This is a genomic window from Micromonospora avicenniae (assembly GCF_900156065.1).
Classification (GTDB): domain Bacteria; phylum Actinomycetota; class Actinomycetes; order Mycobacteriales; family Micromonosporaceae; genus Micromonospora; species Micromonospora avicenniae.
Map to the genome: position 1 here is coordinate 171,001 of NZ_FTNF01000009.1, position 10,819 is coordinate 181,819.

9 protein-coding genes and 1 pseudogene are annotated in these 10,819 nt (G+C 71.9%); 7 read left to right on the plus strand and 3 right to left on the minus strand.

All coding sequences use genetic code 11. The features are described from left to right. Positions 1-6 precede the first annotated feature (6 nt). The gene (gene ilvA / locus BXA10_RS16225; protein WP_076471197.1) at positions 7-1,227 is read left to right on the plus strand and encodes a threonine ammonia-lyase; all 1,221 of its coding nucleotides are present in this window, start codon (positions 7-9) and stop codon (positions 1,225-1,227) included. Between the two features lie 121 nt (positions 1,228-1,348). Here ilvA and greA read toward each other — a convergent pair whose 3' ends face one another. Both greA and BXA10_RS16235 read right to left on the minus strand, forming a co-directional pair. After that, the gene (greA, locus tag BXA10_RS16230) at positions 1,349-1,846 is read right to left on the minus strand and encodes a transcription elongation factor GreA (protein ID WP_076471198.1); all 498 of its coding nucleotides are present in this window, start codon (positions 1,844-1,846) and stop codon (positions 1,349-1,351) included. 291 nt (positions 1,847-2,137) lie between these two features. Then, positions 2,138-2,575 (minus strand): DUF4307 domain-containing protein, encoded by a 438-nt coding sequence (locus tag BXA10_RS16235; protein ID WP_076471199.1) that lies wholly within the window; start codon positions 2,573-2,575, stop codon positions 2,138-2,140. Between the two features lie 196 nt (positions 2,576-2,771). Here BXA10_RS16235 and mca point away from each other — a divergent pair, with 196 nt between their 5' ends. Both mca and BXA10_RS16245 read left to right on the plus strand, forming a co-directional pair. Continuing rightward, a complete protein-coding gene (gene mca, locus BXA10_RS16240) occupies positions 2,772-3,656 on the plus strand; it encodes a mycothiol conjugate amidase Mca (protein WP_076471285.1) in 885 nt (294 codons plus the stop codon). Between the two features lie 48 nt (positions 3,657-3,704). Continuing rightward, on the plus strand, positions 3,705-3,998 hold the full coding sequence (locus BXA10_RS16245) for a hypothetical protein (RefSeq protein ID WP_076471200.1): 294 nt from the start codon (positions 3,705-3,707) through the stop codon (positions 3,996-3,998). Positions 3,999-4,122: 124 nt separating this feature from the next. Here BXA10_RS16245 and BXA10_RS32450 read toward each other — a convergent pair whose 3' ends face one another. After that, the gene (locus BXA10_RS32450; protein WP_281251436.1) at positions 4,123-4,254 is read right to left on the minus strand and encodes a hypothetical protein; all 132 of its coding nucleotides are present in this window, start codon (positions 4,252-4,254) and stop codon (positions 4,123-4,125) included. Between BXA10_RS32450 and BXA10_RS16250 the strand changes: the two are divergent. The 4 genes and pseudogenes from BXA10_RS16250 (at position 4,247) to purE (ending at position 10,642) form a co-directional block, all read left to right on the plus strand. Continuing rightward, a pseudogene (locus BXA10_RS16250) lies at positions 4,247-6,710 on the plus strand (putative bifunctional diguanylate cyclase/phosphodiesterase). The gene BXA10_RS32450 and the pseudogene BXA10_RS16250 sit on opposite strands and share 8 nt — an antisense overlap. A gap of 28 nt (positions 6,711-6,738) precedes the next feature. After that, positions 6,739-8,781: a thioredoxin domain-containing protein gene (locus tag BXA10_RS16255; protein ID WP_076471201.1), complete on the plus strand. Its 2,043-nt coding sequence runs from the start codon at positions 6,739-6,741 to the stop codon at positions 8,779-8,781. 131 nt (positions 8,782-8,912) lie between these two features. Then, positions 8,913-10,088 carry a 5-(carboxyamino)imidazole ribonucleotide synthase gene (locus BXA10_RS16260; protein ID WP_076471202.1) on the plus strand — a complete coding sequence of 392 codons (1,176 nt, stop codon included), beginning with the start codon at positions 8,913-8,915 and terminating at the stop codon, positions 10,086-10,088. A gap of 53 nt (positions 10,089-10,141) precedes the next feature. Continuing rightward, positions 10,142-10,642, plus strand: coding sequence for a 5-(carboxyamino)imidazole ribonucleotide mutase (gene purE / locus BXA10_RS16265; protein ID WP_076471286.1), 501 nt, complete (start codon positions 10,142-10,144; stop codon positions 10,640-10,642). Positions 10,643-10,819 lie beyond the last annotated feature (177 nt).

Genomic DNA, 10,819 nt, shown 5'->3' on the forward strand with positions numbered 1-10,819 from the left:
CGGGGCATGACGGAACTGGTCGGTCTCGCCGACGTACAGGCCGCGCGAGAGCTGCTCGCCGGCGTCACCCGCACCACCCCGCTGGAACCCTCCCGGCCGCTGAGCGCAGCCCTCGGTGGACCGGCCTGGCTCAAGTGCGAGAACGTGCAGCGGGCCGGGTCGTACAAGGTGCGCGGTGCGTACGTCCGGATCTCCCGGCTGTCGGCGGAGGAACGCGCCGGGGGTGTGGTGGCGGCGAGCGCCGGCAACCACGCCCAGGGGGTGGCGCTCGCCGCCGGCCTGGTCGGTACGCACGCCACGGTCTTCATGCCGGTGAACGCGCCGCTGCCGAAGGTCGCCGCCACCAAGGGGTACGGCGCGCAGGTCGAGCTGATCGGCAACACGGTCGACGAGTCGATGGTGGCGGCGCAGACGTTCGCCGAGCGGACCGGCGCGGTGTTCATCCACCCGTTCGACCATCGGGACGTGATCGCCGGTCAGGGCACGGTGGCGCTGGAGATCCTCGAGCAGTGCCCGGACGTCAAGACGATCATCACCGGGGTGGGCGGCGGTGGCCTCGTCTCCGGGATCGCGGTGGCCGCGAAGGCACTGCGTCCGGACATCCGGGTGATCGGTGTGCAGGCGACCGGCGCGGCCGCGTACCCGCCCTCCCTGCTCGCGGGGGAGCCGGTGCGGCTGCCGGCGTTCGCCACCATCGCCGACGGCATCGCGGTGGGCCGTCCCGGCGATCTCACCTTCACTCACGTACGCAAGCTGGTGGACGAGGTGGTCACCGTCTCCGAGGAGGACATCTCCCGGGCGCTGCTGATGCTCCTCGAGCGCGGCAAGCAGGTGGTCGAGCCGGCCGGCGCGGTCGGAGTGGCGGCGTTGTTGGCCGGTGTGGTGCAGGTGGAGGCGCCGGTGGTCGCGGTGCTCTCCGGCGGCAACATCGATCCGCTGCTGATGCTGCGGGTGATCGAACACGGACTGGCCGCCGCCGGACGCTACCTGCGCTTCACCGTGCGCTGCTCGGATCGTCCCGGTCAGCTCGCCTCGCTGCTGAGCGAGATCGCCGAGCACCGGGCGAACGTGGTGGACGTGGAGCACCAGCGGGTCCACCCACACCTGCACCTCGGTGAGGTGGAGGTGGCGCTCTCGGTGGAGACGCGCGGCGTGGAGCATTCGGACACTCTGATCAGCGCGCTGCGGGCCAGCGGCTACCAGGTGGTCTTCGCCGGCGAGGGGTGAGCGCGAGGCAGTCCATACCAGCGAGGCGGTCCATACCAGCGAGGCGGTCCATACCAGCGAGGCGTGACACCGGTAGGTGTCACGCCTCGCTGCACGGTGTGCGGGCCGTCCGGCCCGGGGCTCAGCCGCCGAACGGCTCGAACTTGACCACTGTCACCTTGATGTCCGCCCCGCTGGGCGCCGTGTAGGTGCAGGTCTGCCCGGCGCGGCCGCCGAGAATGGCCTTGCCGAGCGCCGACTCGGGACTGTAGACGGTCAGGTCGGTGGTGGACGCGATCTCGCGGGAACCGAGCAGGAAGGTCTCGGTGTCGTCCTTGTCGTCGTCGAAGTAGATCGTCACCACCATGCCGGGCGCCACCGCGTCGGCGGACGGGGCCTCGCCGACCTGCGCGGTGCGCAGCAGTTCCTGGAGGTAGCGGATGCGCCCCTCGGCCTTGCCCTGCTCCTCGCGGGCGGCGTGGTATCCGCCGTTCTCGCGCAGGTCGCCCTCCTCGCGCCGGGCATTGATCTCGGCGGCGATGACCGGCCGGTTGGCGATCAGCTCGTCGAGCTCGGCCTGGAGCCGGTCGTAAGCGTCCTGCGACAGCCAGGTGGCGGGCGCCTCGTTGCCAGTGGACACAGGCGATCTCCTCAGTTGTGCGTGGCTGGCTGACAGGTGAATCTCCAAGTTACCAGTGCGATACGACACGAGGTGGCGACGAACACCAGCAGCGGATCATCCAGAGCCTGTCCGCCGGCACGCCCATCCGTCCACCTGCGCGCCTACCGTGCGGCCGGGTACGGGCTGGTCAGGTGCGGTTCCGGGGCGAAGGCGGGTGCCGGTCGATGGCCGCGCGGGGCCGGCGGCGCGGTCCGTCCGCCGCTCGGGTACGGGCGCGGTCGCTTCGCCGGCTCGGGCCGGTCACGGGGGTCAGGCCGCCGGGCGGCAGCGCAGCACCTCGCCGATGAAGGCGCGGCCGGTGGTCGACAGCCGGTGCTGGACGGTGAGGTGCTTCTCGCCCGGCGGCGCGGTCACGGTGACTTCCTCGCGAGCCACCTCGTTGCCGGCCCGGTCACGGGCACGCAGCAGGCAGACCGCCGAACCGCCGCTCGGCACGGTCAGCCGGAAGTCGAGTCGTACCTGGTTGTCGGTTATGTCGGTGTAAGTGATGACCTGTGCGTCATAGTTCGGATCGCCGTACTGGCGATAGAGCCGCACGGAGATCACACTCAGCGCGGCCAGCAGGACGACGAGCGCCAGGATGGCCGGCACCTTCGAGCGGCGACGGCCCATCTCCCGGCGGCGGCCGTACCGCCCGGGCGGAAACACCGGGACTTCCGGTGCAACTGTGGTGTGCGTCTCGCTCACCGGCGGGTATCTCCTGGCGTCGTTGTCAGTGGCATCAGTAAGAATGACTCAGTCCATCCTCCCAGCCCGGCTCCTGGTCAAGCACGGCGGGTCGGCTGTCGGAGGTGACCGCCCGGTGGGTATCGGGCGGAGGATCATGGCAGGTCAACGGCCCAGTCCCGGGCCGGCCGGCCGACCCAGACGAGGAGTGCCGAAGTTGGCAGAACAGCTGCGCCTCATGGCCGTCCACGCTCACCCGGACGACGAGTCCAGCAAGGGTGCCGCAACCATGGCCAAGTACGTCGCCGAGGGCGTGGAGGTCCTCGTCGCGACGTGCACCGGGGGCGAGCGCGGTAGCGTGCTCAACCCGAAGCTCGACCGGCCCGACGTGTGGGCGAACATCGCGGAGATCCGCCGCGGTGAGATGGACGCGGCGCGTGCGATCCTCGGCGTCGAGCAAGCCTGGCTCGGCTTCGTCGACTCGGGGCTGCCCGAGGGCGAGCCGCTGCCGCCGCTGCCCGAGGGATGCTTCGCGCTCCAGGACGTCGAGCTGGCTGCCGGCCCCCTGGTGCGGCTGATGCGAGAGTTCCGCCCGCACGTGGTCACCACGTACGACGAGCAGGGTGGCTACCCGCACCCCGACCACATCATGTGTCACAAGATCAGCGTCGCCGCCTTCGACGCCGCGGGTGACGCCGAGCGTTATCCCGAGCTCGGCGAGCCCTGGCAGCCGTTGAAGCTCTACTACGACATCGGCTTCTCCAAGCCGAAGATCATGGCGCTGCACGAGGCGGTGCTCGCCGCCGGACTGGAGTCGCCCTACCAGGACTGGCTCAAGCGCTGGGAGGAGAACCCGAACGATCATCGCCCGCAGATCACCACGCAGGTGCCCTGCGCGCAGTACTTCCCGGTCCGCGACGACGCGCTGCGCGCCCATGCCACCCAGGTCGACCCGGACGGGTTCTTCTTCCGGGTGCCCATGGAGATCCAGCAGAGTGCCTGGCCGACCGAGGACTTCCACCTGGCGCGCTCGCTGGTGGAGAGCTCGATGCCCGAGTCGGACCTCTTCGCCGGTGTACGTGAGACGGCGCATGCCCGCTGATCTGGTGCGGCGTTACGCTGGTGTACAACCGCACATCGGAGGAACGCCATGTTGACCGCTGCCCAGGTGCTCGCGGAGAACAACTTCGGGGACACCCGCACGGGTGGCCTGGCCGGCCCGATGGGTCTTCTCCTCATCCTGGTGCTGGGCACCGCCACCGTCCTGCTGATCCGCAACATGAACTCCCGGCTGCGCCGGCTGCCCGATCGGTTCGCGCAACAGGGTCCGGCGGGCAACTCGGGCACTGCGGACGCGGTGGTCGTGGAGCCGACGGACGGAAGTGAAGGACAGGATTCATCCTTGAACGCTCCCACCGGGCGCCAGCAGCACCGAAACGGGTAGTCCGAGCGTGAATCACGCCGAACCCGGCGGTCGACCCCTGTTGCGGCCACCGGGTTTGGCTTAGCCTCTCGCCGGGGGGACCACGCGTCCCCGAACCGTGCGCGGGAGGGGGCGCCGATGACCGTCACAGCAGCGCCCGCCCGTCGTACGGCGTGCGTACCGGTCCACGGAGCGGGTCGGTGACCTCCGATCGGGCCCCCGAGCAGGCCGACCGGCTCGGGCTGCGCGGCATCCCGCCCCAGGTCCTGATGCTCACGGCGGCGTTGGTCGTGGCCGCTCTCGCCGCCGCGGTGGTAGGTCTGGTACTGCCGCATCGCCTGCCCGCCGACGATCCGATTCCCGCGCCCGCGCGCTATGGCATCGCGGTCGCCGTCCTCGCCTTCGCCCAACTGGCCCGACTGCGGTTCCGTGCGCCCGCCGGGATGGTGAGCATCACCTGGGGCGAGGCAGCTCTGATCATCTGCCTCTACCTGGTGCCCGCCGGTTGGATCCCCTCCGCCACCCTGGTCGGCACCGGGCTCGCCTGGTCGGCGCTCTCGGCGTTCGGCGAGCGACGGCCGGTGCTGGAGACCGTCCGGATCGCGGCGTCGCTGGCGGCCGCTTCCGCGCTCGCCGTGGCGGTCACCACCACCCTCGCGCACCCGTTGCTCGCCACCCCGGCGCCGGGACTCGCCGCCGCGATGGTCGCCGGCGCGGTGACGTACCTGCTGGTCACCGCCTGGCTCAGCGGGGTCACGCTCGGCCTGCGGCACGGCGTACCGATCGGGCCCCCGCTGTTCGCGGCGCTTCGCGGCAAGCTGCTGATGTTCGTCGGCAACGTGGCGGTCGGCCTGGTCGTGGTGGTCCTCCTCCACATCGACGCGCGCTGGCTGTTGCTGCTCCCGCCACCGCTCTGGCTTCTCCAGCAGACCTACCGGCACCGGCTCCGGGCCGATCAGGAACGGCGCACCTGGCGGACGTTCGCCGAGTCCACGGCCGCCCTCAACCAGCTCGACGAGCGGGGGGTGGCGGGTGCGGCGGTTGCTGGTGCGCTCGCGATGTTCCACGCCGAGCTGGTCGAGGTCGACGTGGTCCGTGCCGACGGGTGCTGGTGGCGCTACCGCGGCGACGCCGCGGGTGGTCTGGTCGACCGCGAGATCACCGAATCCGGGCCCGGGGAGCCCGAGGACCATGAGCTGGTCCGTTCGCTCACCGTCGGCGACCTCCCCGTCGGGCGCCTGCGGGTCCGCTTCCCGCGGTCGGCGCCGCCCAGCGGGCGCGAACGGGATGCGGTGGCGGCCTTCGGCGACGCGCTCGCCGCCGCGCTGCACGACGCGGCGACCCACCACGAGCTGCGCCAGGTCACTGCCCGGTCGTCGTACGAGGCGGTGCACGACCCGCTTACCGGCCTGGTCAACCGGGCAGCCATGCTCAGTAGCGGCGACCAGCTGCTGCGCCGGGTCGCACACGATCATCCGGTGGCGCTGCTGCTGCTCGACATCGACCAGTTCAAGGAGGTCAACGACACCCTCGGGCACGTGGCCGGCGACCAGCTGCTGCGGCTGACCGCCAGCCGGCTGGGCGCGCTCGCCCGCTCGGGAGACCTGCTCGGCCGGCTCGGCGGCGACGAGTTCGCGCTGTTGCTGGCGTCGGTCCCGGTGCTCGGCGACCGGAGTGCCCCGATGGCGTACGCGCTGCGTCAGGCCCGCGAGATCGCCGAGCGGCTGGCCGCACCCACCGAGATCGCCGGGGGTGCGGATGTCCGTCGAGGTCTCCGTCGGGGTGGTGGTGGCCGACGCGGGCACCGCCGACCTGACCGAGCTGCTGCGCCGGGCCGACATCGCCATGTACCAGGCCAAGGAGGGCGGCGGCAACGTCGCCGCGTACGACAGCACCCGCGACGCGGCGAGCACCGACCAACTCGCGCTGCTGGCCGAACTGCGCGAGGCGCTGGAGGTGGACGACCAGCTCGTGCTGGCGTTGCAGCCGGCGGTCGACCTGGCCACCGGGGCGCCGACCGGGGTGGAGGCACTGATCCGCTGGCGGCACCCGCGCCGTGGCTGGCTCAGCCCGGTCGAGTTCATCCGGCCGGTGGAGAACAGCGAGCAGCTCGGCACGTTCACCCGGTACGTGCTGGACAAGGCGCTCGCGGTCGCCGCCGGCTGGGCCCGGGAAGGGCTGGACATCCCGATCTCGGTGAACCTCTCCGCGCGGAGCCTGCTGGATCCGCGGCTGCCCGGCGAGATCGCCGACGCGCTGCGTCGCCACCAGGTGCCGGCGCACCGGCTGGTGCTGGAGATCACCGAAACGGTGGTGATGAGCGAGCTGGAGATCATCGACGAGGTGCTGGCGACGCTCCGGTCGATGGGTGTGCAGCTCGCGGTGGACGACTTCGGCACCGGTTTCTCGTCCCTGACGTTCCTCACCCGGATCGCGGTCGACGAACTGAAGGTGGACCGCTCCTTCGTGATCCGGATGGCCGAGTCGCCGGAGGCCGCGGCCATCGTGCGGACCACCGTCGGGCTCGCACACGAGCTCGGGTTGCGGGTGGTGGCCGAGGGGGTGGAGACCGCGGAGCAGCGGCTGGCGCTGGCCGAGCTGGGCTGTACCGCGGCCCAGGGCTACCACTTCTTCAAGCCGATGCCGGCGGACAAGATCGGCGCTGTCCTCGGCACCCTGCTGGACCGGGCCCGCCCCAACGTCTTCCCTCTTCGAGCCGACGGCGCGTCCTGACCCCGGGCCGCCTGGTTAAGGTCGTCGGGTGAATCGACTCGCCGAAGCCACGAGCCCGTACCTGCTCCAGCACGCCGACAACCCGGTCGACTGGTGGCCGTGGTCCGAGGAGGCGTTCGCCGAGGCGCGTCGGCGCGACGTACCCGTGATCATCTCGGTCGGCTACGCCGCCTGCCACTGGTGCCACGTGATGGCGCACGAGTCGTTCGAGGACGAGTCCGTCGCCGCCCTCATGAACGCCGACTTCGTCTCGATCAAGGTGGACCGGGAGGAGCGCCCGGACGTCGACGCGGTCTACATGACCGCCACGCAGGCCATGACCGGCCAGGGCGGCTGGCCGATGACCGTCTTCGCCACGCCCGACGGCACCCCGTTCTTCTGCGGCACCTACTTCCCGAAGCCCAACTTCGTCCGGCTGCTCCAGTCGGTCACCACCGCCTGGCGTGACCAGCGGGATGACGTGGTGCGCCAGGGCGGCGCGGTGGTCGAGGCGATCGGTGGCGCCCAGGCCGTGGGTGGGCCCACCGCGCCGCTGGAGGCCGACCTGCTCGACGCCGCGGCCGCACAGCTCGCCGAGGAGTACGACGAGACGCACGGCGGGTTCGGTGGCGCGCCGAAGTTCCCGCCGCACATGAACCTGCTGTTCCTGCTCCGCCACTACCAGCGCACCGGCTCGGCCCGGAGTCTGGAGATCGTCCGGCACACCTGCGAGGCGATGGCTCGGGGCGGCATCTACGACCAGCTGGCCGGCGGGTTCGCCCGGTACTCGGTGGACGCGCACTGGACCGTGCCGCACTTCGAGAAGATGCTCTACGACAACGCGCTGCTGCTGCGGGTGTACACCCAGCTCTGGCGGCTGACCGGAGACCGGCTGGCCCGGCGGGTGGCCCGGGACATCGCCCGGTTCCTCGCCGACGAGCTGCACCGGCCCGGCGAGGGATTCGCCTCCGCCCTGGACGCGGACACCCAGGGCGTGGAGGGCCTCACCTACGTCTGGACGCCGGAACAGCTCGTCGAGGCGCTCGGCGAGGAGGATGGCCGCTGGGCGGCCGACCTGTTCGGGGTCACCGCCGACGGCACCTTCGAGCACGGCACCAGCGTGCTCAAACTGGCCCGCGACGTGGACGACGCCGACCCTGAGGTCCGCGCCCGCTGGCAGGGTGTCGTCGGCCGGCTGCTGGCCGCCCGGGACACCCGCCCGCAGCCGGCCCGGGACGACAAGGTGGTGGCGTCCTGGAACGGGCTCGCGATCACCGCGATCGCCGAGTTCCAGCAGGTGGCGAGGCTCTACGCGAACCCGGACGACGAGGACGCGAACCTGATGGAGGGCGTCGTCATCGTCATCGACGGCGCGATGCGGGACACCGCCGAGCACCTGGCGACCGCGCACATCGTGGACGGGCGGCTGCGCCGCGTCTCCCGCGGCGGTGTCGTCGGTGCCCCCGCCGGCGTACTCGAGGACTACGGCTGCGTCGCCGAGGCGTTCTGCGCGATGCACCAGCTGACCGGCGAGGGGCGCTGGCTGGAACTGGCCGGGCAGCTGCTCGACGTGGCGCTGGAGCGGTTCGCGGCACCGGGCGGCGGTTTCTACGACACCGCCGACGACGCCGAGCGGCTGGTCACCAGGCCGGCCGACCCGACCGACAACGCCACCCCCTCCGGGCGCTCGGCGATCGTCGCGGCGCTCGTGACGTACGGGGCACTGACCGGCGCGCCCCGGTACCGGGAGGCGGCTGAGGCCGCGTTGGCCACCGTCGCGCCGATCGTCGCCCGACACGCCCGCTTCACCGGGTACGCGGCGGCCGTCGGCGAGGCGCTCGTCTCCGGCCCGTACGAGATCGCCGTGGTGACCGATCAGCCGGCCGACGAGCCACTGCTCTCGGCTGCGCACCGGCACGCCCCGCCCGGAGCCGTGATCGTGGCGGGGCACAGCGACCAGCCCGGGGTGCCGCTGCTCGCCGACCGGCCCCTGGTCGACGGGCGTTCCACCGCGTACGCCTGCCGGGGTTTCGTCTGCGAGCGTCCGGTCAACGAGGTCGACGACCTGGTCGCGCAGCTCGACCGGCGCTGAGGGGCGTCGGCCGACCGGCGTGGCCCGGTGCTACCAGGCCACGCCGGGCAGTGCGCCGTCACGGCGGCCGAACGTGCGATTCGCCATCCGGGGGTGGCCGTGACCGGAGGCCCGGATAGGCTTGCGCCGCTATGGATTCCCGTACCGGTCTGCCTGTTGTCGGCATGGTGGGTGGTGGCCAACTGGCCCGGATGACCCACCAGGCCGCGATCGCCCTCGGTCAGTCGCTACACGTCCTCGCGCTGGCGCCGGACGACGGTGCCGCGCTGGTCGCCGCCGACGTGCAGTACGGCGATCACACCGACCTCGCGGCGCTGCGCACCTTCGCCAAGGGCTGTGACGTCGTCACCTTCGACCACGAGCACGTGCCGAACGAGCACGTCCGCACCCTCGCGGCGGAAGGGGCGAAGCTCTACCCGCCGGCCGACGCGCTGCGGTACGCCCAGGACAAGCGGGCGATGCGGGAGCGGCTGACCGAGCTGGGCGCCCCGGTACCGGTCTGGCGGCCGGTCGGCGCGCCGGACGACCTGGTGGCCTTCGGCGCCGAGGTGGGCTGGCCGGTGGTGCTGAAGGCGGCCCGCGGTGGCTACGACGGCCGGGGCGTCTGGATGGTGACGGACGCGGCGCAGGCGGCCGAGCTGGCCACCACGCTGCTCGCCGGGGGCACCGAGTTGATCGTCGAGGAGCGGGTACCGCTGCGCCGGGAGCTGGCCGTGCAGGTGGCTCGCTCGCCGTTCGGGCAGGTCGCCGCGTACCCGGTGGTGGAGACCGTGCAGGTCGACGGCATCTGCGTCGAGGTGCTGGCCCCGGCGCCGGACCTGCCGGAGGAGCTGGCGGTCGCCGCCCAGCAGCTCGCCATCGACCTGGCCACCTCGCTCGGTGTGGTGGGCCTGCTCGCGGTCGAGCTGTTCGAGGTGGCCGACGCCTCGGGGAAGCCCGGCATCGTCGTCAACGAGCTGGCCATGCGGCCGCACAACTCGGGGCACTGGACCATCGAGGGCTCGCGTACGTCGCAGTTCGAGCAGCACCTGCGTGCGGTGCTCGACTATCCGATGGGGGACACCTCGCTGGCCGCGCCGGTGGTGGTCATGGCGAACGTGCTCGGCGGTGAGCCGGGCGGGATCTCCATCGACGAGCGGCTGCACCACCTCTTCGCCGCCGAGCCGGGCGCGAAGGTGCACCTCTACGGCAAGCAGGTCCGCCCGGGCCGCAAGATCGGGCACGTCACGGTGCTCGGCGACGATCTGGCCGACGTACGGGCGCGGGCCGTGCGAGCGGCGCGCTGGCTGCGCGAGGGGCATGAGTGAACGCGAGGAGCGAGCTCGCGTCCCCCGCAAAGATGAACGAGAGGCAGAACCGCGTGACCACCGTCGGGTTGATCATGGGCAGCGACTCGGACTGGCCGACCATGAAGGCCGCCGCCGAGGTCCTCGACGAGTTCGGCGTGTCCTACGAGGTTGGGGTGGTCTCCGCCCACCGCACCCCGGTGAAGATGATCGAGTACGGCCGTGCCGCCGCTGACCGTGGCCTGAAGGTGATCATTGCGGGGGCCGGCGGCGCCGCCGCTCTGCCGGGCATGGTCGCCTCGGTGACGCCGCTGCCGGTGATCGGGGTCCCGGTGCCTCTCAAGCACCTGGACGGCATGGACTCGCTGCTCTCCATCGTCCAGATGCCGGCCGGCATCCCGGTTGCCACGGTCTCGATCGGCAACGCCCGCAACGCGGGCCTGCTCGCCGTCCGTATCCTCGGCGCCACCGACCCGGAGCTGCGGGCCCGGATGGTCTCCTTCCAGGAGAACCTGGAGCAGATGATCAACGAGAAGGACGCGAAGCTCCAGGCGAGCGTCAACGCGGTGGCCTGACCCGCCGCGCCGCCCCTGCCGCCGCGCCCGGCGGCAACCACCGCGCCCAACGTGAACCACCGTGACCATCGGTGATCCTCGCGCGCTACCGGGCAACCCCCACCACCATCCTTTGCTCTGCACCCACATACGCACCAGACGCGGTGCGTGACCATCGCTGCTGTGCGGTCGGGCGAC